At 70.1% G+C, this 20778-nt stretch carries 20 protein-coding genes; 6 read left to right on the top strand and 14 right to left on the bottom strand.

Annotation, left to right across the window (positions count from 1 at the left end):
* Positions 1 to 130: 130 nt before the first annotated feature.
* Positions 131 to 1219, bottom strand: a complete 1089-nt coding sequence (locus Q8S40_RS01190; protein ID WP_305668964.1) for an alpha/beta fold hydrolase — start codon at positions 1217 to 1219, stop codon at positions 131 to 133.
* A gap of 74 nt (positions 1220 to 1293) precedes the next feature.
* Here Q8S40_RS01190 and ilvE point away from each other — a divergent pair, with 74 nt between their 5' ends.
* Positions 1294 to 2205, top strand: coding sequence for a branched-chain-amino-acid transaminase (ilvE, locus tag Q8S40_RS01185; RefSeq protein ID WP_305668963.1), 912 nt, complete (start codon positions 1294 to 1296; stop codon positions 2203 to 2205).
* Here the strand turns inward: ilvE and Q8S40_RS01180 are convergent.
* From Q8S40_RS01180 to Q8S40_RS01170, 3 genes are read right to left on the bottom strand one after another with little or no spacing between them, the layout of a single operon-like run.
* Positions 2198 to 4246 carry a hydantoinase/oxoprolinase family protein gene (locus Q8S40_RS01180; protein ID WP_305668962.1) on the bottom strand — a complete coding sequence of 683 codons (2049 nt, stop codon included), beginning with the start codon at positions 4244 to 4246 and terminating at the stop codon, positions 2198 to 2200. The two genes, ilvE and Q8S40_RS01180, sit on opposite strands and share 8 nt — an antisense overlap.
* Complete coding sequence (locus Q8S40_RS01175) at positions 4246 to 5835, bottom strand: hydantoinase B/oxoprolinase family protein (protein WP_305668961.1); 1590 nt, start codon at positions 5833 to 5835, stop codon at positions 4246 to 4248. The genes Q8S40_RS01180 and Q8S40_RS01175 overlap by 1 nt, the downstream gene beginning before the upstream one ends.
* On the bottom strand, positions 5835 to 7448 hold the full coding sequence (locus Q8S40_RS01170) for a thiamine pyrophosphate-binding protein (RefSeq protein ID WP_305668960.1): 1614 nt from the start codon (positions 7446 to 7448) through the stop codon (positions 5835 to 5837). The genes Q8S40_RS01175 and Q8S40_RS01170 overlap by 1 nt, the downstream gene beginning before the upstream one ends.
* A 109-nt stretch (positions 7449 to 7557) precedes the next feature.
* Between Q8S40_RS01170 and Q8S40_RS01165 the strand changes: the two genes are divergently transcribed.
* From Q8S40_RS01165 to Q8S40_RS01155, 3 genes are all read left to right on the top strand, one after another.
* The gene (locus Q8S40_RS01165; protein WP_305668959.1) at positions 7558 to 8304 is read left to right on the top strand and encodes an SDR family NAD(P)-dependent oxidoreductase; all 747 of its coding nucleotides are present in this window, start codon (positions 7558 to 7560) and stop codon (positions 8302 to 8304) included.
* Between the two features lie 72 nt (positions 8305 to 8376).
* Entirely contained in the window at positions 8377 to 9924 is a 1548-nt protein-coding gene (locus Q8S40_RS01160; protein WP_305668958.1) for a UxaA family hydrolase, read from the top strand.
* 60 nt (positions 9925 to 9984) lie between these two features.
* On the top strand, positions 9985 to 10332 hold the full coding sequence (locus Q8S40_RS01155) for a TM2 domain-containing protein (protein WP_304807047.1): 348 nt from the start codon (positions 9985 to 9987) through the stop codon (positions 10330 to 10332).
* A gap of 30 nt (positions 10333 to 10362) precedes the next feature.
* On the opposite strand, the gene Q8S40_RS01150 is transcribed toward Q8S40_RS01155, so the two are convergent.
* Complete coding sequence (locus Q8S40_RS01150) at positions 10363 to 11400, bottom strand: phosphotriesterase (protein ID WP_305668957.1); 1038 nt, start codon at positions 11398 to 11400, stop codon at positions 10363 to 10365.
* Positions 11401 to 11510: 110 nt separating this feature from the next.
* Between Q8S40_RS01150 and Q8S40_RS01145 the strand changes: the two genes are divergently transcribed.
* Complete coding sequence (locus Q8S40_RS01145) at positions 11511 to 12146, top strand: DUF4189 domain-containing protein (protein WP_305668956.1); 636 nt, start codon at positions 11511 to 11513, stop codon at positions 12144 to 12146.
* A 7-nt stretch (positions 12147 to 12153) separates the two neighbouring features.
* On the opposite strand, the gene Q8S40_RS01140 is transcribed toward Q8S40_RS01145, so the two are convergent.
* The 3 genes from Q8S40_RS01140 to Q8S40_RS01130 are packed head-to-tail and all read right to left on the bottom strand — an operon-like array spanning position 12154 to position 13387.
* Positions 12154 to 12510: a DUF952 domain-containing protein gene (locus Q8S40_RS01140; protein WP_305668955.1), complete on the bottom strand. Its 357-nt coding sequence runs from the start codon at positions 12508 to 12510 to the stop codon at positions 12154 to 12156.
* 29 nt (positions 12511 to 12539) lie between these two features.
* On the bottom strand, positions 12540 to 12986 hold the full coding sequence (locus Q8S40_RS01135; RefSeq protein WP_304807055.1) for a cell wall hydrolase: 447 nt from the start codon (positions 12984 to 12986) through the stop codon (positions 12540 to 12542).
* Positions 12983 to 13387: a hypothetical protein gene (locus Q8S40_RS01130; RefSeq protein ID WP_305668954.1), complete on the bottom strand. Its 405-nt coding sequence runs from the start codon at positions 13385 to 13387 to the stop codon at positions 12983 to 12985. Before Q8S40_RS01130 ends, Q8S40_RS01135 begins: the two co-directional genes overlap by 4 nt.
* A 122-nt stretch (positions 13388 to 13509) precedes the next feature.
* Here Q8S40_RS01130 and Q8S40_RS01125 point away from each other — a divergent pair, with 122 nt between their 5' ends.
* Positions 13510 to 13764: a hypothetical protein gene (locus Q8S40_RS01125; protein ID WP_305668953.1), complete on the top strand. Its 255-nt coding sequence runs from the start codon at positions 13510 to 13512 to the stop codon at positions 13762 to 13764.
* Positions 13765 to 13822: 58 nt separating this feature from the next.
* Here Q8S40_RS01125 and terL read toward each other — a convergent pair whose 3' ends face one another.
* The 6 genes from terL to Q8S40_RS01095 are packed head-to-tail and all read right to left on the bottom strand — an operon-like array spanning position 13823 to position 20759.
* The gene (gene terL / locus Q8S40_RS01120) at positions 13823 to 15259 is read right to left on the bottom strand and encodes a phage terminase large subunit (RefSeq protein ID WP_305668952.1); all 1437 of its coding nucleotides are present in this window, start codon (positions 15257 to 15259) and stop codon (positions 13823 to 13825) included.
* Positions 15256 to 15558 carry a hypothetical protein gene (locus Q8S40_RS01115; protein ID WP_305668951.1) on the bottom strand — a complete coding sequence of 101 codons (303 nt, stop codon included), beginning with the start codon at positions 15556 to 15558 and terminating at the stop codon, positions 15256 to 15258. The genes terL and Q8S40_RS01115 overlap by 4 nt, the downstream gene beginning before the upstream one ends.
* The gene (locus Q8S40_RS01110) at positions 15555 to 17834 is read right to left on the bottom strand and encodes a glycosyl hydrolase family 28-related protein (RefSeq protein ID WP_305668950.1); all 2280 of its coding nucleotides are present in this window, start codon (positions 17832 to 17834) and stop codon (positions 15555 to 15557) included. Before Q8S40_RS01110 ends, Q8S40_RS01115 begins: the two co-directional genes overlap by 4 nt.
* Positions 17835 to 17864: 30 nt before the next feature.
* Positions 17865 to 18305, bottom strand: a complete 441-nt coding sequence (locus Q8S40_RS01105) for a hypothetical protein (protein ID WP_305668949.1) — start codon at positions 18303 to 18305, stop codon at positions 17865 to 17867.
* A complete protein-coding gene (locus Q8S40_RS01100; protein WP_305668948.1) occupies positions 18305 to 20185 on the bottom strand; it encodes a hypothetical protein in 1881 nt (626 codons plus the stop codon). The genes Q8S40_RS01105 and Q8S40_RS01100 overlap by 1 nt, the downstream gene beginning before the upstream one ends.
* Positions 20186 to 20189: 4 nt before the next feature.
* Positions 20190 to 20759, bottom strand: a complete 570-nt coding sequence (locus Q8S40_RS01095) for a hypothetical protein (RefSeq protein ID WP_305668947.1) — start codon at positions 20757 to 20759, stop codon at positions 20190 to 20192.
* Positions 20760 to 20778: the final 19 nt, after the last annotated feature.

The raw sequence follows: 20778 nt of genomic DNA, 5'->3' as shown, positions 1-20778 counted from the left end.
CTCCGACGCGGCACTCGCGCAGCGCCTGGCCACGGCGCTCGGCCCCGGCTGGCGGCTGCATGACCTGACGCGCTTCACCCCGCAGCCCAGCCCCGGCACGCTGGAGGTCTGGCTGCCGGCGGAGGAGTGATCAGGCGGCGACGAAATCCCTGAGCAGCGCAGCCACGCGCGCCGGCTGTTCCTGCTGCACCCAGTGCCCGGCGCCGGGGATCAGGTGCAGGCCGCGAAAATCGGTGCAGGATTCGGTCTGCATCTTCGCCAATGCGCCGGGGAACTGATGGATGCCCCAGTCGCTGGCGCCGGCGATGAAGGTGGCGGGGACCGTGATGCGGCAGCCGCGGAACAGGGCGAGTTCCGCCGCATTCGCACCGCCGGTGCCGCAGCGGTAGGATTGCAGGCCGCCGGCAAAGCCGGTGCGCGCATATTCGCCGGCATAGATGGCGAGTTCCGCATCGGTCAGCCAGGGCGCCTCGCCCGCCGGCATGAAGGGGGCGACGGCCTCGGGCATCGTCGCGTGCAGCGGCATCACATAGTAGTCGGGCAGCCTGGCCAATTCCTCCGCCGTCCAGCCAGTGAGTGCGAAGGGGTTGTTGCCGGGCCAGTCGGCGCTCTTGTGGTGGTAGTAGGCGCGCAGGAAGGCGTGCAGGCCCTGCGGCGGGTGGTCCATGTCGGCGGCGGCGCGGCGTTCCGCATAGTACCACTGGTAGTGCTTGCGCGGCGGGTCCAGCGCGGCCAAAGCGGCATGCACATCGGGCGCGGACGTCCGCGCGGGTGGGCCGGCGAAGGGCGAGCTCATCAGCGCGACGCGCGTGAACACATCCGGGCGGATCAGCGCGCACCAGGCGGCGACCGGTGATCCGTAATCGTGGCCGACCACGGCGCGCACGGAGGCAATGCCCAGCGCCTCCAGCAGCGCGAGCTGGTCGCGCACCATGTTGGTCAGCAGGAAGGGCGCCAGCGGCTCGTCATAACCCGCTGACCAGCCGGTGGTACGGCCATAGCCGCGCAGATCGGGCGCGATGACGTGGTAGCCCGCGGCGGCCAGCGCCGGCATCACCTTGCGCCAGGAGAAGGCGAGTTCCGGAAAGCCGTGCAGCAGCAGGATGGCCGGCTGCCCCACCTGCCCCGCTTCCAGCACATGCACGGCGAGGCCGTTGACGTTGGGGATGATGCGGGTGCGCAGGCCCTCGGGCAGCAGCATCGGGTCGAGCGGCGTCATCGGGTTCCTCACTGTCTTGTCGGTGGAGATCGGGCCGCGCACACTCGCCGGAACGTCGCGAGGGAACACGCTGCATGTGGCACGCCCACACCATCATCCACAACGGCCAGGCGATACCCTTCGCGGAGGCGCGGATCCATCCGCTGGCGGTCGGCGTCGCCTATGGCGTGGCGGTGTTCGAGGGGCTGCGCGCCTATCGCAACCCGGCGGATGGCAGCTTCAGCGTGTTCCGGCTGGATGAGCATCTGGCGCGGCTGCAACAGGGCATGAAGGTGATGCGCTTCGACGCGCCGCCAAGCACGGCGACGCTGCGCGACGCGGTGCTGGAAGTGGTGCGGCTGAACGCGCCGGATGAGGATGCCTATATCCGCCTGCAGGCGCAGATCGAGACAATCGGCACGCTGGCCACAACCGGCCCGGTGGGCTGGGTGGTGGCGGCGCTGCCGCGGGAGCGTTCGGCGAAATTCGCCAGCGGGCTGGCCGCCACCGTGTCGTCCTGGACCCGCCTTTCCGACAATGCGATGCCGCCGCGCATCAAGGCCTCCGCCAATTATCACGCGAGCCGGCTGGCGAACCTCCAGGCGCGTGCGGATGGCTATGACAGCGCGCTGTTGCTGACCCAGCGTGGCAAACTCTCGGAGGCCGCGGCCGCCTGCATCTTCCTGTTGCGCGACGGCGTGCTGGTGACACCGGGCAAGTCGAGCGACATCCTGGAAAGCGTGACACGCGACACGGTGCTGGTGCTGGCGGCCGAGGCCGGCATTCCGGTGGAGCAGCGCGATGTGGACCGGACGGAGCTGTATGTGGCGGATGAGGTGTTCCTCTGCGGCACGGGGCAGGAGCTGGTGGCGGTGACCAGCGTGGACCGGCTGCCGGTGGGTGATGGCAAGCCGGGCGCCGTCACGCAGCGCTTGCAGGCCGCCTATGAGGCGGTGGTGCGCGGCACCACCAGCGCGCATCCGGAATGGCGCACGGCCGTCAGTTGAACTCCACGATCAGGTTCAGCGCCGCATCGACGGTGGCGCGGGACCCGGGCGGCAGCACCAGGGTGCTCTCGCGTTCCTCCACCAGCGCCGGGCCGGCGAGCGTATCGCCCGGGCGCAAGGCGGTGCGGTCATGCACCGCGGCCTCGACGAAGCCGGTGCCGAACCAGGCCGGGCGCGAGCCCTTCAGGGATTGCGCGGCGCCTTCACGCGGGCGGGCCAGTTCCAGCTTCGGCGTCGGGCCGGCGACGATGACGCGCCAGCCGACCGTCTCCACCGGCAGGCCCGGTTCCGTGCGGCCATAAAGCCGGCGATACTCGGCCTCGAAGGCCTGGCGCAGCGCATCGCGATCCAGTGACGCGACCTCCGCCTCCACCTGGTAGCCCTGGCCGGCGTAGCGCATGGCAGCGATGCGGCGGATGGAAATATCCGTGACGCCGGCCTGCGCCACCATGGCGCGGCCTTCCGCCTCCATCTCCGCCAGCAGGACGCGCAGCCGGTCGAGATCCAGCGTCGCCAGCGGTGCGACCATGGCGCGCAGATGCGCGAAGGAGATCGGCGCGGCGAGGAACCCGAAGGCAGAGGCGACGCCCGCGCCAGGCGGCGAGACCAGCTTCGGCAGGCCGAGCTTCATGGCGATGGCGCAGGCATGCACCGGCCCGGCGCCGCCGATCGACACCATGGTATAGCCCTCGATCCGCCGCGCCTTTTCCAGCGCATGCACCGCGGCGGCCTGCGCCATGGATTGGTTCACCGTCTCATGCACCGCCCAGGCCGCCTCCAGCGCGGACAGGCCGAGCGGGGCGCCGATATGCGTGGCGATGGCGCGTTCGGCGGCGGCCACATCCAGCGTCATGTCGCCACCGAGGAAGCTGCCGGGCGCCAGGTAGCCGAGCAGCAGGTCGGCATCGGTCACCGTGGGCAGCGTACCGCCAAGACCGTAGCAGGCGGGGCCGGGGTCGCTGCTGGCGCTGTCGGGGCCGACGCGGATCAGGCCGAGGCGATCGACGCGGGCGATGGAGCCGCCGCCAGCGCCGATCTCGATCATCTCGATCACCGGCACCTTCAGCGGAAAGCCGCTGCCCTTGCGGAAGCGATCGACGCGGGACACTTCGAAATCGAGGCTGCGCTGCGGCTCGCCATTGTCGATCAGCGCGGCCTTGGCCGTGGTGCCGCCCATGTCGAAGCAGAGGATATCTCCGGCACCGGCGGATTCACCGATCACGCGCGCCGCCTGCACGCCGCCGGCTGGGCCGGATTGCACCAGGCGGATCGGGTGCCGCGCCGCCACATCCTCCCGCACCGTGCCGCCATCGGACAGCATCAGGAACAGCGGGCCGGTCAGGCCGGCGCCGCGCAGACCGTCGCCGAGGCGGGCGAGGTAGCGTTCGAAGACCGGCTGCACATAGGCGTTGCAGATGGTGGTGGTGCCGCGTTCGTATTCGCCGATTTCGGGGACCAGGTCCGAGGACAGGCACAGCGTCAGCTCCGGCGCTTCCTGCCGTGCGATTTCTGCCAGGCGGCGTTCATGCCCGGGGTTGAGGAAGGCGTGCAGCAGGCAGATGGCCAGCGCCTGCGCGCCGCCGTCGCGCAGCGCACGGATCGCCGTGCGCGCGGCGTCCTCATCCAACGCCGTCAGCACCGCGCCATCCGCGCGCAGCCGCTCCGGCACGCCAAGGCGGAGGCGCCGCGGTACCAGCGGGTCGGGGCGGCGCATGAACAGGTCGTAGGTGTCGTGGCGCAGTTCGGTGCCGATTTCCGGCACGTCGCGGAACCCCTCGGTGGTGAGGAAACCGGTTGGCACGCCGCGGCGCTCGATCAGCGCATTGGCGACCAGGGTGGTGCCGTGGATCACATGGCGTACCTCGGCAGGTGCCACGCCATGCTGCGCGAGCAGGGCCGCGATGCCCGCCAGAACGGCCTGTTCCGGCGCATGTGGCGTGGTCAGCACCTTGCCGTTCAGCAGGCGACCATCGCGCGTGTCGAGCAGCACGAAATCGGTGAAGGTGCCGCCGATATCGACGCCGATCTGCCAGGGCTGCATCACAGGTAGCCCTCGTCTGCGTCGTGGTCTCGCGCTGTGGCGCTGCGCTCCGCGGGCGAGCCGAAGCCGCCGCCGCCGGGGGTTTCGAAGACCAGCGTGTCGCCGGGTTGCAGGACCAGCCGGGCCTTGGCGGCGACCTGCGTGCCGTTCAGCAGATCGCGACCGCCGCGCCCCGCCTCGCCGCCCAGCAGCCCGCGCGGTGGGTGCTGCACGCGTTCGTGGCGGTAGGTGGCGGTGACGGGCTTGTCGCCGATCACCCGAAAACCCAGGCGCTGGCCCAGCCCGCCGCGCATCGCGCCATCGCCGCCGCTGCCGGGGATCAGCGATTTCTCCGTGATCAGCATCGGCGCCGCATTCTCGAACTGCTCCACCGGCTGCGTCGCAACATTGGAGGGGAAGGACAGGCAGGCGGCGCCGTCATGGCTGGCGGCGGCGCCATGGCCGCCATTCATGAAGAACATGCGGACATAGCGGCGACCATCCGCGTGTTCCCCGGTGAAATACACGTTCCACAAGGGGCTTCCGGATTCGGCGACGACGCGATCCGGGATGAGCTGGCCGAGCGCCGACAGCACCAGCATGGGCAGGTAATGCCCCGTCAGATGCCGGCCCCAGACCGGAGCCGGGCGGCGCGGGTTCACGATGCTGCCCTCGGGCGCGATCAGCGTGATCGGCCGGAAGCAGCCATCATTGTTCGGTGTGGTCGGATCGAAGGCGCATTTCACCGCGTAGTTGGAATAGGCGCGGGAGAAATTCAGCGGCGAATTCACCGGGCGCGCGATCTGTGCATCCGTGCCGGTGAAATCCAGCGTGAGCTGGTCGCCCTTCACCTCCAGCCGAAGCCGGATGGTGACAGGGTGCTCGAAGCCATCCGCGGTGACCTCATCGAACACCTCGCCATCCGGCACCGCCGCGATCGCCTCGCGCATCGCGCGTTCGGATCTCGCGAAGATTTCGGCGGAAAGTGTATCGGCATCCGCGATGCCTTCTTCGGCCAGGATGCGCAGCAGGCGCGGCGCGGCCTGGTCGTACATGGCGAATTGCGCGCGAAGGTCGCCCAGCACTTCCTCCGGCAGGCGCAGATTGGCTTCGAGGAAGGCGATGACATCCTCATTCTCCACGCCGCCGCGCAGGATGCGGGCGACGGGGATGGTGAGGCCTTCTTCCCAGGAATCGCGCGCCTCCACGCTGGGCGCGCCGCCGATATCGGTGGCATGGAAGGTGCTGCCGATCCAGGCGGTGATGCGGCCGGCGTGGAACACCGGCTTGACCATGGTGATGTCGTTCAGATGGCCGGTGCCGAGATAGCCGTCATTCGAGATCAGCACATCGCCATCCACCAGCCGCTCCGCCGGAATCTTGCGCAGCATCGCCGCCAGCGTCACCGGCATGGTGCCGACAAAGCTGGGGACGGATCGTGAGGATTGCGCGAACTGCCGGCCGGCACTGTCCATCAGCCCGACCGCCATGTCCCAATTGTCACGCACGACAGACGAAAAACTGGTGCGGACGAAGGCCTCGGCGGCCTCGTCCATCAGGCCGGCGATGCGCGCCCAGGCGGTGCCTAGGCGGAGTGCGGAAAGGCTCATCAGCCGCGCATCGCCTGCAATTGCGCGGGGTAGCCGGCGGGGTTGACCTGCACGTCGATCAGGCTCGGCCCATCCACCGCGAAGGCGGCACGGAGCGCCTCGCGGTAGCCCCCGGGCGTATCGGCATGGAAGCCGCGCACGCCGAAACCCTCCGCCACCTGGGCGAAGTTCGTCGGCGTGAAAGCAACGCCGGCAGGGGCCAGTTGGCGCTGCTGCTGCTTGATGTCGATCAGCGACAAGGCGCTGTCATTGAACACCACCGTCACCAGTCTCGCCCCGGTCTGTGCGGCGGCTGCCAATTCGCCGATGCACATCATCAGCCCGCCATCGCCGGTGAAGGCCACCGCGCCCCGCGCCGGGTCATGCAGCGCCGCGGCCAGCGCCGCCGGCAGCGCGAAGCCCATGGAGGCGAGCCCGTTCGAGATCAGCAGGTCGCGCGGCGCCTCGCATTGCCAGAAGGCGGTGGCGGAGAACATATGGGCCCCCGCATCCACCGCGACGCGCGGGCTGTGCCCGGCCGCCCGCGCTTCCTGCTGCGCCAGCCGCACGATATCCGGCGGGGAAACACCGCCCTGCCCGCGCCATTCCAGCGCCGCCAGCGCCTCGGCACGCAGCTTTGCAATCTCAGCGCGCGACCAATCAGAGGGCGTGGCGCGCAGCTTGGCCAGGCTGCTCGCAAGATCGCCATGCAGTGCCGCCTTCGGCTGCGCGTAGCGCACCGGATGCGGCCGCAATGCCACGTCGAGGATCGGCGCGGTGTAGCGCCAGGGCTGCAGGATCAACTCCACCGGGTCCAGGCCGACCTGGATGATCAGATCCGCCGCGCCGACGCAGGGCGCTTCCAGCGATCCGCCGGTGAACAGCCCGGCATAAAGCGGGTGCGCATCCGGCAGCACGCCCTTCGCCTTGTAGGTGACCAGCACGGGGCAGCCCAGCGCCTCCGCCAATGCGCGCAGCGCCGCGGTGGCCTCGGGTTCGGCCGCTTCCACCCCGGCCAGGATCACCGGCCGCCGCGCCTGCGCCAGCAGCGCGGCCGCATCGCCGAAGGATGGCGCTGGCGCTGGTTCTGCAACGCGCGGCGCGGCCGGCAGCGCCATGCGGCGCGCGGCCTGGCCGGTCAGGTCCAGGTGCACGGCGCCGCGCGGGGCGGCCAGCGCCAGGTCCAGCAGCGCGCCAATTTCGTCGGCCGCCGCATCCCCTTCCGCCCGCGCATAGCCCTTGGAGATGGCCGCCGTCGCCGCCTGCTGGTCGAAGACCTGGTGCGTCACATAGGCGAGCTGCGCGGGCGTAAACCCATCGGACAGCAGCAGCAGCGGCGCGCGTTCCAGCATGGCGCAGGCCAGGCCATTGGCGGCGTTGGACACGCCAGGGCCCTTGGTGGTCATCACCACCCCCGGCGCGCCGGTCAGCTCCGCATCCGCCAGCGCCATCATCGCGGCATTGGCTTCCTGCCTTGCCAGGATGAAGTCGATGCCGAAGCGCGGCGCCGCCGCGATCACATCCAGCGACGACCCGCCGCCGGGCACGCCCCAGATTCGCCTGGTGCCACGCTGGGCCAGCGCGGCCAGCAGCGCCTCCGCCACGGTCTGATTTGCCGCCTGGGCTTCCGGCATGACTTGGATACTCCCACCATACGGCATCACTTGCACCGGCCGGGGCGGCTTGCCAAGCCATGCGGGGATGGCCTCTGCTGGGGGCCGGATGCATCGGGGGAACAGGGTCATGGCGGATTTCAAGGGCAAGCGCGTACTGGTGGCGGGCGGGTCGCGCGGCATCGGGCGGTCCATCGCGCTGGGCTTCGCCCAGGCTGGGGCTTCCGTTTCCATCTGCGCGCGCGACGCCAAGGCGCTGGAGGCGACGCAGGCGGAGATTGCGGCGCTCGGCGTCCCCGCACATGCGATCTCCGCCGATCTCGGCGTGGCGGATCAGGTGACGGGCTGGGTGGACCAGGCGGCGCAGGCGCTGGGCGGGGTGGATGTGCTGGTGAACAATGCCAGCGGCTTCGGCGCCAAGGACACCGAGGAGGATTGGGCGCGCGGGCTGAATGTGGACGTGATGGCGACCGTGCGCGCCAGCCGGGCGGCCGCGGCGCATCTGAAGGCGGCGCGCGGGTCCATCATCAACGTCTCCTCCATCTCCGGCTTTCGGCCTTCGCTGCGCACGCCGGCCTATGCGGCGGTGAAGGCGCTGCTGGTGAACTACACCTCCAGCCAGGCGGCGGCCTTCGGGGCGGATGGGGTGCGGGTGAATGCGGTGGCGCCGGGTTCCATCGAGTTTCCGGGCGGGTCCTGGGAGCAGCGGCGGAGCAGCGACCCGGCGCTGTACAACCGCATCCTCGGCCAGATCCCCTTCGGCCGCCTCGGCTCGCCGGAGGAGGTGGCGGAGGTGGTGCTGTTCCTGGCCAGCCCGGCAGCGCGCTGGGTGACCGGGCAGACCATCATCGTGGATGGCGGGCAGATGCTGGCCTGACCCCGCCACGGGGCGGCGGAGGCTGACAGGCGGCGCGGAACATGGTGGATTGGGGAAAACGGAGACGCCCCCATGATCGACCTCAAAGCCAAGCGCCTGAACGGCCCCGTCATCCGCCTGCACCCGGACGACAATGTGGTGGTGGCGCGTATCGATATCGAACCGGGCACCTCCATCCCCGGCGAGAACATGCTGGCCCGCAACAAGGTGCCGGCCGGCTACAAGATCGCCACCACGCAGCTGCGCAAGGGTGACCCGGTGCTGAAGTACCAGGTCACCATCGGCTTCGCGGCGGAGGATATTCCCGCCGGCACCATGGTGCACGCCCACAACATTGATTTCCGCGAATTCGACCGCGACTACGCGATCGGCCGCGACTACCGCCCGGTGGAGATGTTCCCCGAGGATCAGCGCAAGACCTTCGAGGGCTATGTCCGCGCCGATGGCCGCGTCGGCACGCGCAACTTCATCGCCATCGTCTCCTCGGTGAATTGTTCCGCCACCGTGTCGCACGCCGTGGCGGATTGGTTCACGGCGGACCGCATGGCGGAGTGGCCGAATGTGGATGGCGTCGCCGCCTTCACCCATTCCACCGGCTGCGGCATGGAATTGTCCGGTGAGCCGATGCAGCTTCTGCGCCGCACCCTCGGCGGCTACATGCGCCACCCCAACGTCGCCGCCGTGGTGGTGATCGGGCTCGGGTGTGAGCGCAACCAGATCGCCGGGCTGCTGGCCGAGCAGGGGCTGACGCCGGGGCCGATGCTGCGGTCGCTGGTGATGCAGGAAGTCGGCGGCACGCGCAAAAGCATCGAGGCCGGCGTCGCCGTGGTGAAGGAGATGATGGCGGAGGCCAACAAGGCCACCCGCGAAACCGTCTCCGCCGCGCATCTGTCCGTCGGCCTGCAATGCGGTGGCTCCGACGGGTTTTCGTCGATCACGGCGAACCCTGCGCTCGGCGCCGCGATGGATCTGCTGGTGCGCCATGGCGGCACCGCCATCCTGTCCGAGACGCCGGAGATCTACGGCGTGGAACACACGCTGACGCGCCGCGCCGTCAGCCAGGAAGTCGGCGAGAAGCTGATCGAGCGTATCCGCTGGTGGAAGGATGTCTATACGCCGGGCCGCGATACGCAGATCAACGGCGTGGTCAGCCCGGGCAACCAGGCCGGCGGCCTCGCCAACATCCTGGAAAAATCGCTGGGCTCCTCCATGAAGGGCGGCACCGGGCCGCTGATGGATGTATTCCGCTACGCCGAGCCCATCACCACCAAGGGCTTCGTCTTCATGGACACGCCCGGCTTCGACCCGGTCTCCGCCACCGGCCAGGTCGCTGGCGGCGCCAACATGATCGCCTTCACCACCGGTCGCGGGTCCATGTATGGCGCGAAGCCGGTGCCTTCCGTGAAGCTCGCCACCAACACGCCGATGTTCCGCCGGCTGGAGGAGGATATGGACATCAATTGCGGCGAGATCCTGGACGGCACGGCGAGCCTGTCCGAAATGGGCGAGCGCATCCTGGATCTGCTGCTGCGCACAGCCTCCGGCGAGCCGACGAAAAGCGAGCAGCTCGGCCTCGGCAAGCATGAATTCGCGCCATGGCAGATCGGCATCACCGGCTGATCGCTTGACGGGTAAGGCGGGCGGGCCGATGCAGGTCCTTCCGCCCCGGAGTGCCCCGCGATGTCCAGCAACCTGCCGCCTTCCGGCCCCTCACGCGACGCCGTCAATGGCCCCTCGCGCGACGCCGTCGCGATGATGCAATATGACTCGGCCAAGAAATCGGCGCTGCTGGCCTATCTGCTGTGGTTCTTCCTCGGCTATTTCGGTGCGCACCGCTTCTATCTCGGCCGCATCGGCTCCGGCATCGCGATGCTGGTGATCTTCCTGGTGTCCTTCCCGCTGGCCTATGTGCTGATCGGCATGCTGGGCTTCCTGGTGATCTTCATCTGGTGGCTGGTTGATGCCCTGCTGATCCCCGGCATCGTCGCGCAGCACAATGCCGACCTGATCGCGCGACTGCAGCGCTGATCGACCAGGCCCGATTCAGCCCGGCCCAAATCAACCAGGCAAGGTCAGCAGGCGGCGCGGCGTCTCCACCAGGATCGCATCCAGCTCCGCCTGCGAGAAACCGCGTTCCCGCATGAAGGGCACGATGTTGCGGAAGATGTGGCCGTAGCCATGCCCGCCGAAACTGCGCAGCCGGGTCAGGCGGCAGATATCCTGGCTGATCACCAACTGCGCGCCATGGCCACGCTCCACCAGCCGGCGCATCATATCGATGCGCGTGCCGTCATTCGGCATGTTGATCGGGGCGAAGGACCAGTAGGCATGTTCATAGCCGAACAGGTCGAATTCCAGCACGCAGCCGGTATCAGCCAGCGCGAACAGCCGGTCATCGTCGAAGATGGTGCGATCGACATGGTCGATGATGGTGCGGGGAATGTCGCCGCCATGGGCACGCAGGAAGCCGATGATCTCCGCCGGCTGGTCCGGATGCACGCCGGGGTGGATGGTGAGCGCTGCGCCGGTTTCCTGCTGCGCCAGCGCCGCACCCGCCATCACGCGGCGCTCCAGTGGCGTCCAGGGGGCGGAACAGCCGATCTCGCCGATGAGGCCGGCGCGCACATCCGTGCCCCAGGCGCCATGGCGCAGCGCTGTCACCATCTCCGCGGCGAAATCCTCCACGCTGCGGGCGTGGTTGGCGGGGTCCTGGAAATCCTCGACATACTGGCCGCAGCCCATGACGAGCTGCACGCCGGTCCGGCGCGAGACCTCCACCAGCCCCTCCGGGTCCGGCGCCAGGCCGCCAATGGTCATTTCCACCATGCTGGCGCCGCCCTCGGCACGGAACATCTCCAGCTCCGTCACCGCCAGTTCGCGGTCCAGCATCACCGTCTTGCCGGCGTGCGGATGGCGGCCGTAGTCGATGTCGTAGCGACTGGCGAGCGTGATGGGCTGAACCAGTTCGGGCCGGCTGGCGGTGGCCTGGCGCAGGCTGGGCGGGGTGATGTCGCACAGCACATGTTCGTGCATCAGTGTCGGCCCCAGGCTTTCGGGCGGCACCGCGCCCAGTACCGTCTGCACATAGCCCGCCATCCGCCCTGCCCCCGAAACCGCTGGCCACCAACCTGCGGCGCCGCGTGATGCCGCGCAAGCTGGCGCACCGGGCCTCGGCGTTGGGTTGCGGATCTGACACCGGCAGGGGCGTGATTCCGCCCTGGCTCCGCGCGTGCCGCGCCCTGCGCTTCGCGCTGCTCGCCCTGGCCCTTCTCGCCTTGCCTGGCACCGCGATGGCGCAGGCCAGCCAGGCCTGCCAGCGCCAATGCGAATCGCAGATCCGCGGTGGCACGCCACGGGACATGCAGGTCTGCCTGATCCGCTGCAGCGCGGGCGAGGATTACCTGGCCCGCCAACGCCAGCCCGGCACGCCGGAGGCCAGCGGCCGCGGCGCGGCACCCGGCAGCGAGGCCAGCCCGCAGGAGCGCGGCACGCTCAGCCTGGTGGCCTATGTCGGGCCGCTGCCCGCCACCGGCCTCGGCCTGTCACGCCGGGTGGACCGGAATACCGCGCATCGCGCGGCGCAATGGGACTGCTACCGGCGCAGCGGCCAGCGCGCCTGCCGGCTGCTGCTGGAAACGCAGCAGCGCTGCATCGCGGTGGCGCGCAGCCTCCGCGCGCTGGCCCTCGTCATCACCGATGATCCGACCACCTACCAGGTCCTGAGCTACGGCGCCGGCGATGGTCCGGATCTGGCCACGGCGCGGCGCGGCGCGATGCGGGATTGCGCGGCGCGGCAGGAACCCGGGACCACCTGCCGGATGACCATCAGCCGCTGCGGCTGAAGCGCCTTCAGGGAATTTGCGCCGGAAAGCCGTGCAGTCCATCCGCGCCCAGCGGCAACCTGGTGGCCGAGAGCACCGCGGCCAGCGGCAGCTTCGCATAGAGATGCGGGAACAGGCCGGGCCGGCTGCCGCCCGCCGCCGGCTCCCACCGCAGCGCATCACCCAGCCGGGTGGCATCCACCTCGATCAGCCACAGATCCGCCACGCCGGCACGGTGCTTGGCCGCGCTGGCGCGCAGCTGGGCGGCGGTGGAGAAATGCAGGAAGCCATCGCGCGCATCATCGGCGCTGCCGGCATAGGCGCCCGCCGCCTCCGCCGCGCGCCAATCGGCCTCCCGGACCATGGTGTAGATGCGGTCTTCCATGCGGCGCCCCTGCCCTTGCGCGGCTGGTTTCAGCCGAGCAGCCGGTAGAATACAAGCCCGCCGGCCTCCGCCGTCGGCACCTGGCCGATCGCCCAGCGCGGCAGCGCATCCGCCGGGTGGTAGTGTGTCGCGCCCCGGGTCGCATCCGGCAGCGCGCCGGCCAGGGCGCGGGCGGCGATGCGGCGGCAGATGGCGAAGGCGGGGTCCTCCACCACGCCTGCCGCCTGCATGGCGGCGCGGCGCGGATGCTGCGGGTGCCAGCAGGCGAACTGGAAGGGCGCGCGGCAGATGGCGGCGACGTCGCCACCCAGATGCTGCGGCCCGCCGGGCGCACGGGCCAGGCGCAGGCGGTTCATCACCACCGCCGCCACACCCTCGATCCCGCGCACCGGGCGGTGCCCGGCCTCCCCCCACAGGGTCCGCTCCAGCACGCCGGCGGCGCTCGGCCGAGGCGGGTGGTTCAGCGCGGCGCTCATTGGCCAGCCTCCGTCTCGGCGCGCGGGCTGAAGCCCATCTTGCGGTTCGCCATGGAGTGGCCGGCGATGGCGGTGGCGGTGGTGGCGGCGCGGCTCACCTCATCCAGCTTTTCCTCGATCCGCAGCAATTGCAGTGACAGGCGCGAATCGAGGTCGCGGATCAGCGACAGCGGCACATAGGTGCGCGCCACCTCCAGCTTGAAATCCACCAGCTCATCACGCGAAGGCCCGGGCAGCGGGGCGGCCGGGGGGGCGGCCGGGGGCGCAGCCGGGGGGGCGGCCGCTGGCTCGGGCCGAGCCTGCAACTCACGCCGCAGCAAATACACCATCCAGAGCATCAGCGCGGCCAGCGGCGCATCCGCCAGCGCGGCCATCAGCTGGGGCGGGATCTCAGGGATCATGGGGGAAACTCCTTGAAGGGGGGCGGCTGGGGGGCCACCCTGGGGGCGCCGCGGATTCAGGAATGCGGCGCCCAACCCCGGCCGCGCGCGGCCGACAGGAAGAAGCGACCGCTCAGCGAACGATGTGGAACCAGCCTTATCTCGAGACCTGTTGCCGGTCCGCGCTGCACCGGCTGACCCTGGTGGGTTGGCCGGGCCGCCCGGATGGGCTGAAGGACGGCCCCTGCCTGAACCGCCTGGCCGGCATGGGCCTGGCCCGGCTGCGCCCAGATGGGCGGTACGAGGCGACGGAGGCGGGCCTCGATCGCCACGCGACGGAGATCGCGCCGCGGGCCAGGCCGGTCTCCGCTCGCATCGGCTCAAGGCAACCGGTCTAGCCGTTGTTCTGGCGCATGTTCCGAGTCGTCAGGCGACCTCGCCTGACTTGAAAATTTGCTAGGCCCCGCGCCAGGGCAGCGTCGCCGGCCTGAGCGCCGGCGCGCCGGGCAGCCGCACCGGTTCCGCCAGCAGGCAGCCGGCCACCGCATCCAGCGCATCATCGTGCTGGCCAGGCCGGTCCGGTCGCCAATCCGCCATCTCCCGCGCGAAGCGGGTGCGGAACACATCCTCATGCGCCAGCAGGCGCCGGCCGGCGAGCACCGGGTCCAGCGCCGCCAGGATGCGTTCCGCCTTGGCGCGGCGGCTGGTGGCTTCCAGCACGCTGCAATGGATGCCGATGCGGGTCATCTCCCGCTTCAGCAGGCCGGGCAGGAACTTGCCGATGCCGTTGGTCTCGACGCGCAGCACCGGCAGCAGCAGGTCGCGCGCAATCTCCGCCACCGCGCGGCATTGCTGGGTTGCCGCGTCATCCTCGCCATCCGGGTCGTGCAGCAGATAGGCCAGGCGGTGCAGGTAGTGCCGCCCCTCGGCATCGGCGTAGGTGCAGGCCAGCACGCTGGCATCCCCCACGCCGGGCCGCCCGAAGGCCGGGTCCCACCAGCCGCCGCCGGAGACCATCTGCCGGCCCAGCAGCGTCAGCACGCCGCGGCCCCGTGCCTCGCGGTAATCGGTATCCTCCGCGTAGCGCAGGATCAGCGCGGGATCGAGCCGCGCCGCTTCCTCCGCCACCGCCTCCAGCAGCATCTGGCGGCGAAAGGCGAGCGGGCCGACGCGCTGGCGGAGTGCCGCGATGCCCGCCGCCGTGAAGCGTTCCGGCCAGGCGCTGGCGCCGTTCTCATCCAGCAGCGGCAGCACCAGGCGGCGGTAGCCGGACAGGAAGGCGTCCGGCCCCTCCGCGTAAAGGCTTTCGGCGCAATGCGGCGTGCCGACGAACAGCACGCGGCCGCCCGGCACCAGCACGAATTCCGTCTCCGTCAGGCGCTCGCGCAATTCGGCGCGCTGCCCGGCGGAGCCGCAATTGCCCGCGACCTCCACATCGTCGCAGACAATCAGGTCGGCGCGTGCCCCGGTGATGTTGCCGCCGATGCCCGCCGCCAGCATCGAGGCATCGCGCAGCACCGCATCCCGCGCCACGGTGAAGCGGTCCGACGCCCAGGACCCTTCGCCATGATCCGGCAGCAGCGCGCCACATAGCGGATGCCGGCCGAGGACACGACGCACCGTGGCCACCATGCGCGTGGCCAGGGCATGGTCCGCGGCGACCACCAGGATGCGCGTCTCCGGCGCGCGGTAAAGCTGCCAAGCGCAATACAGCCCAACCAGCGTGGATTTGCCGCAGCCGCGAAAGGCCATCAGCAGCAGCCGCAGATCACCCTGCTCACCCCGGTCCGCCAGCCAGCGCAACATGCGGCGATGCACCGCTGGTGTGCCGAGGCCGGCGATGCGGTTCCAGATCCAGGCGAATTCCAGCAGGTCGGCAGGCCGTTCGGTCATGCATCGCCTTCCTTCGCCATCTGCGCCCGCATCGCCGCAAGCACGTGGTCCTCATCCGGCGCATCCGCGGGCTTTGTCGTATCGCCCGAGGTCATCGCGGCAAGTTCTGCCATATGCGCCAGCGCCGCACGGGCTGCGGCCTGATGCGCGGCGAAGGCCTTGGGGTCCGGCGGCACGTCGCCCCGCGGCCAGGAGGCGACGAAATCGGCGTAGTCACCGGCGACACGCTGCATCGCCGCCGCCAACGTCTCCCGCGGCAGTGGCGAGGCGGTAGGCTTGCCCCGAGCGGGACGCTTCATGCCTTCACCACGCGCACGCGCACCGTGCCGGCATTCAGATCCAGCGCCGCGCCCGTGCGGTTCCAGGCGGTGACGGTCACCACATCCTGCGCGCCGATCTGTGCCAGGAACACCGCGCCGGAGGTGGAGAGCGAGAACGCCGCCTGCGCGAAATCCCCAGGCCTGGCGCCCGGGACCGCCACGTTGATCTGCGCGCTGGCCCCGGCGGCAATGGAGGCCGGGTCCCATGGCAGTTCCGCCACAAGGTCCCGCACGCCGATCGGCAGATCCGGCAGCCCGTACAGCACCGCAGGCGCGTGCCGCGGGTCGCAGTTCAGGCGCAGCGCGCGCAGCTCGTAATCCGTGCCGATGCGCGCCACACCGATCACCGCCGTGGCCACCAGCGGCGAAAGCCGCACCGCCTGAAGCCGGGACAGTCCGGCATCCGTCATATCGGCCGCACCCTGAAACCATCGCGCTGTCGGGTTCCACACCATGGATTGGCCGGAGGCACGCACCAGCGGGCCGAGGCTGTCGGTCAGCAGGGCGTTGGCGGCATCGAAGCACATGACGAAAAGCCGTGGCGCATCGGCATCGACGCTCAGCGCGAAATCGCGGCAGGCGCGCGCATCCACCACGAACCCCACCGCACGCCCACCGGTCAGGACCACGCCGCGATTGGTCAGCGAAAAGGACTCCAGTGCAGGAAATACGAAGTCCTGCAACACCGCCGGACTGCCGGAGACGTTGGAGGACAGGCAGGCCAGCTTCTCGAAGCCCGTCTGCGTCGCGTTCCAGCGGATCGCCGCCGCACGGAGCGAAGGCACGCTCGCCAGTTCCCGCGTCGCCGCGCGATGCGGCGCGGCCTGGTGCAGCGCCTCCACCACGCCGCCAAGGCGGGTGGAGGAGGCCGCATGGTCGATCTCCACCATGTAGCCCTGGCTCGCCCAGGTCACCTCATAGACATGGTCCTGCGCCGCGCCGGTATGGCGGGCTACGAAGCCGGTGCAGCCTTCCATTCGCAGGCCACGCGCGATGATGGCGCGGCTGTTCACCTCGCACAGGAAGGGAATGCCGGTGATCGGCCGGCCGAGTGCGTTCAGTTCGAAATTCTGGCCGTTGAACAGGTGCCTGTTATGCGCGACATAGGCGCCCGGCGCGGCCGACAGGCGAATGCCGAAGCGATCCTTGTCCACATGCACGGTCGATCCCACGGCGAAGTGGCCGCCATGATAGCGGATGGAGGTGTTCCAGCCCGCCGCCGTCGCCGTATGGACATCCAGCCCGATCTTGTTGTTGACGATACGGCCGAGTTCCAGCGTGGAATCCTCGAACCCCCGGCCATCGCCCAGCGTGCGGACGCCGATGGTGAAGCCCTCGACGCGCCGCACCTCGATGATGGAGGCATCGTGGTTGCGGAGCAGGATGCCGATCTCGCCCTCATCCTCCCACGCACCGATCGTCGCGCGCAGCACCGAAAGGCCGGTGTGCCACTTGCTGGCATTGCGCGCGGTGCCGCCATCGCCAATGGTCAGCGCCGGGCCAGCCGGCCCGGCATAGACGATGGTGCCGCGCATGGTCAGCCCGGCCGCCGCACCCGGCAGAGTCAGCGGCTGGGTGGTGCGGTAGGTGCCCTCCCCGATCAGCAGCCGCTTGCCGGAGGCACCGGCCGCATTCATCGCCGCCTGCAGGGCCGGGCCATCTTCCGTCACGCCGTCGCCGGTGGCGCCGAAATCACGCGCGCTGAGCTGCTCGGCCAGCTTGTCTTCCACCGTATAGGGCACCGCGCCCGGAAACGGCGCGCTGATCAGGCCGGAATCGCGCGGCAGCACCACCAGGTTGCCGGTGCCGTCGAAGCCCAGCATGCGGTTGGCGCGCGCCGTACGCAGCGGCAGGGTGAAGCTGCCGCCCACCTCGGCCGGATCCTGGCGGATCGCGGCGGTAATCTCCTCCCGCTGCTCCTGCATGGTGGCGACGATGCGGTCCAGCTCATCGTTCAGCGTGCGGGCACGGAGCACGCCATTGTCCTGGAAGTCCGTGCTGCGCTCCACGCGGATGCGCCGGCGCAGCGTGACCGTGCTGCCGGGTGCGGGCGGCGTGGCGAGAATGACGCTGCCACCCTCGCTGTTGCCGGCGCCGGAGACGGTGAAGCCGCCGGCCACCGGCACGCCATCAAGCCGCAGCTCCATGTCGGAGGGGTGGAAGATCGGGAAGGGATAGGTGAACGCAACGCGGCTGCCGTCGCCCAGATACTGGACGCGCGGCGCGACGTCGCCGATGCGGATATGCTCGGCCATCATGGGCTCCGATGCTGTGGGGTGCGTGCGTCAATCGAGCAGGTTGCGAAGCGTGCTGCCGAAGGTGGTACCGGCGCGCAGGAAGCTGGTGAGCGACCCGTCCGTGTTCAGAAGGCTGCGTCGCCCAGCCGAAAGCCGGGCCGCGAAGATCTGGTCGCTGTCGGCCTGTGCCGCGGCGGCATCGCGTTCCATCCCCGCGGTCAGCGCGGCGGCGGAGCCTTCATCGGGCGAGATGCCGCCGGCGGCCAGCCTGGCGCGGGTGGAGGCCAGCGTGCCCGCCAGCCGCGCCTCCCGCGCCCGGGCGTCGGAGGATTGCTGCAACGTGACCTGCTCGGCGCGCACGCGTTCCTGTTCCCGCGCCGCACTGGCCTGCGCCTTCGCATTCGCGGATTGCGCCTGGCCCTGCTGCACGCTGTTGAAGATGGAAACGCCCGCGCCGATGGCGGTCGCGATGGGTGCGAGTTGCGCCATCAGTTCGAGATCCTCATATCGGTGGTGACGGAAAGCAGTGTCAGCGGCAGCGGCGTCGCGCCCTCGATCCGCCACAGCGGCGCCATCGCATCGCGCCGCCAGCCGAGTGCGCGCAACGCGATGTCCCCGGTGAAGGGCGCGGGCGGTGCGTCCAGCAGCGCCGTATCCAGCCGGCGGAACGGCACCGGCTGCACGCCGCGGCCGAGATCCACCTCCAGCGCCGGCGTCGCCAGCACCCGGAAGGTGGCGGAGACCAGGCGCAGCGGCGCGGCGGCCGCGGCCGTGGCATTGCCGAGTGCGGGTGGCAGCGGCTCGATCACATGCCGGAAGGGCAGGCCCGCCTGCACGGTGGCCGCAGGTGGGTCCAGCGTGATGGCGCCGTCCTGCACCCGTTCCGCCGCGCGCGGCGCGCCATCGGCCAGCACGCCGACCTCGCGCATCTCCAGATGCCCCAGGCCGGTCCAGCGATCCTGCGAAGCGAAGCTGCTGCCGGCGAGTGCGGCATCGAGGCCCATCGTCGTGTCGAAGCGTTCCAGCCGGAAACTGCCGAAGCGTTCCACCAGTGCGAAGACGCGCCCCTCGGTCTCGGCCACCGCACGAAACGCCCCTTCGGTCTCCAGCCGCGTCCAGGCAATGACCTGCTCGGCCCGATACAGCGTCAGCGTCGCGATCGAGCCATCCGCCATCACCACATGCAGCAGCCGCGCCGTCTGGTCATAGGCCATCGAGACCGGGTCACGCACGAGATGCCGCGCGACCAGCGCCAGGTCATTCGCCTGATAGGCATCCGCCACGTCCGTGTAGGCGAATTCATGCACGCCGCGGCCGGACCGCGCGACGAACAAGGTCGCGCCATCCACATCCACCGGCGGCACCTGGCGATCCACCGCGGTGCCGATGCGCGTCTGGCGATTCAACTGGATGGAAGACGGCGTCAGCGGATCACCGGTCACCATCCACTCGGCGCCCGAGGTGAAGACCTGCAGATGCCGCCCCGAGAACACGGCGCGAATCGCATTCACCTGGTCGGAGACCAGCGCGAAGTCGATCGCCTCGTCATCCAGGCCGGTTCCGGCGTCGAAGTCGCCAAGATCACCGGTGCGCGACAGCCAAAGGCGGTTCGGCGCATCGCGCGACCCGCCCAACACCAGGCGGTTCTGGTGGAAGCAGGCACAGACCGGCCAGCCGCGCACCGGGCTGAAGGCGGCCTCCTGCCAATCCTCGGTCGGCAGCGTATCCTCCAGCGGATCCTCCACCACGGCGGTCGCGTTCTGCGGCCCCTCGACGGAGGCGATCACCACGCGCTGCCCCTTCAGGCGAAAGCGGCGGGAAATGTGGCCCACGCCGAACACCGGCGCGGAGCTGACCAGCGCCACGGTGCCCGTGGTGGCGGATGCCGCCATCGTCACGTCGCGGGTGAAGTTGTGGAAGACCTCCCGCCCGAAGGCGAAGGGCGTGATGCTCCAGGCGATGTGGCTGCTGCGCGTCAGGCGTTGCGGCGGCATCTCCGGATGGAACAGCAGCAGCGTATCGGCGCTTTGGGTGAAGGCAAGCTGCGGCAGCATGGCGGTGGACCAGGGCGCCGGCAGGCTGGCAACCTCCGCATCACCGAGGAACACCTGCAGGCGGCCCTGGGTCAGCACCAGCAGGTAGGTCTGCTCCGTGTTGAACTCGAAGGGCACCAGTCGGGCCTCGCCCGGCAGGGTCGCGACATGCACCAAGCCGGGCCGGCGGGCGACGCCGCCCGTCGGTTGGATCACGACATTCCGCAAGCGCCGCGCGCCATTCTCGAAGGCGCGCAGATCCGCGCGGCCATACAATTCGGGCGCAAGCTCGCCAGCGGTGAAGGAGGATTTGATGCGGCGCGTGGCGATCGTCATGCGCTCAGCCCCTCACATCGATCAGCGGGAAATGCTCGATCGCGCGCGGCGTGTCCTGCTGACTGTCGATCAGCCTGGCGCTGCGCATCTCGTTCTCCGCCAGGCGGAACAGCATCTCGGCGCGGGAGGCGCTTTCGGTCAGCGGCAGGCAGAACTCCGCCGCCAGACGGGCCACCAGCGCCTGGGCGAAAAAGGGCGGGAAGGCGCTTTCGTCGGGGCGGAAGATGTAGGTCAGCGTCACGCTGATGGAATCGGCCTGCAGCTTGTCCTCATGCAGCCGGTACGGCATGCCGCCGCCGCGCGCGCCGCTACCGGCGGACAGCGCCCGCAGGAAGCCGGTGGGAAGCTGGAAGGCATGCGCCATATCGGCCGGCGGCGCGGCGGAAAGCCGCGGCAGGCTGGTCTGGCCGGTGGCGAAGGACCAGGGATGCGCGGACAGCAACGCATCGCGCGTCGGCGCATAGAGATTCGCCGCCACCTCCGCTTCCGCGGTGCCCTCATCGAGCGAGGCGACGGGCTGCGCGCCGAGGCGCAGCAGGGCGCGCGAGCAGAGCGCGACAGCGGTCAATGCCATGTGTCTGGTCCGATCCGGG

This window comes from Falsiroseomonas sp., from assembly GCF_030695085.1.
Lineage (GTDB): Bacteria > Pseudomonadota > Alphaproteobacteria > Acetobacterales > Acetobacteraceae > Falsiroseomonas.
Note: the sequence above shows the minus strand (reverse complement) of the source record. Positions and strands in the feature narration are given on the sequence as shown.

Coding starts and splice junctions, on each gene's coding strand:
- Q8S40_RS01190 (WP_305668964.1), bottom strand. CDS start 1,219: ATGACGCCGCTCGACCCGATGCTGCTGCCCGAGGGCCTGCGCACCCGC.
- ilvE (WP_305668963.1), top strand. CDS start 1,294: ATGTGGCACGCCCACACCATCATCCACAACGGCCAGGCGATACCCTTC.
- Q8S40_RS01180 (WP_305668962.1), bottom strand. CDS start 4,246: ATGCAGCCCTGGCAGATCGGCGTCGATATCGGCGGCACCTTCACCGAT.
- Q8S40_RS01175 (WP_305668961.1), bottom strand. CDS start 5,835: ATGAGCCTTTCCGCACTCCGCCTAGGCACCGCCTGGGCGCGCATCGCC.
- Q8S40_RS01170 (WP_305668960.1), bottom strand. CDS start 7,448: ATGCCGGAAGCCCAGGCGGCAAATCAGACCGTGGCGGAGGCGCTGCTG.
- Q8S40_RS01165 (WP_305668959.1), top strand. CDS start 7,558: ATGGCGGATTTCAAGGGCAAGCGCGTACTGGTGGCGGGCGGGTCGCGC.
- Q8S40_RS01160 (WP_305668958.1), top strand. CDS start 8,377: ATGATCGACCTCAAAGCCAAGCGCCTGAACGGCCCCGTCATCCGCCTG.
- Q8S40_RS01155 (WP_304807047.1), top strand. CDS start 9,985: ATGTCCAGCAACCTGCCGCCTTCCGGCCCCTCACGCGACGCCGTCAAT.
- Q8S40_RS01150 (WP_305668957.1), bottom strand. CDS start 11,400: ATGGCGGGCTATGTGCAGACGGTACTGGGCGCGGTGCCGCCCGAAAGC.
- Q8S40_RS01140 (WP_305668955.1), bottom strand. CDS start 12,510: ATGGAAGACCGCATCTACACCATGGTCCGGGAGGCCGATTGGCGCGCG.
- Q8S40_RS01135 (WP_304807055.1), bottom strand. CDS start 12,986: ATGAGCGCCGCGCTGAACCACCCGCCTCGGCCGAGCGCCGCCGGCGTG.
- Q8S40_RS01130 (WP_305668954.1), bottom strand. CDS start 13,387: ATGATCCCTGAGATCCCGCCCCAGCTGATGGCCGCGCTGGCGGATGCG.
- Q8S40_RS01125 (WP_305668953.1), top strand. CDS start 13,510: ATGTGGAACCAGCCTTATCTCGAGACCTGTTGCCGGTCCGCGCTGCAC.
- terL (WP_305668952.1), bottom strand. CDS start 15,259: ATGACCGAACGGCCTGCCGACCTGCTGGAATTCGCCTGGATCTGGAAC.
- Q8S40_RS01115 (WP_305668951.1), bottom strand. CDS start 15,558: ATGAAGCGTCCCGCTCGGGGCAAGCCTACCGCCTCGCCACTGCCGCGG.
- Q8S40_RS01110 (WP_305668950.1), bottom strand. CDS start 17,834: ATGGCCGAGCATATCCGCATCGGCGACGTCGCGCCGCGCGTCCAGTAT.
- Q8S40_RS01105 (WP_305668949.1), bottom strand. CDS start 18,305: ATGGCGCAACTCGCACCCATCGCGACCGCCATCGGCGCGGGCGTTTCC.
- Q8S40_RS01100 (WP_305668948.1), bottom strand. CDS start 20,185: ATGACGATCGCCACGCGCCGCATCAAATCCTCCTTCACCGCTGGCGAG.
- Q8S40_RS01095 (WP_305668947.1), bottom strand. CDS start 20,759: ATGGCATTGACCGCTGTCGCGCTCTGCTCGCGCGCCCTGCTGCGCCTC.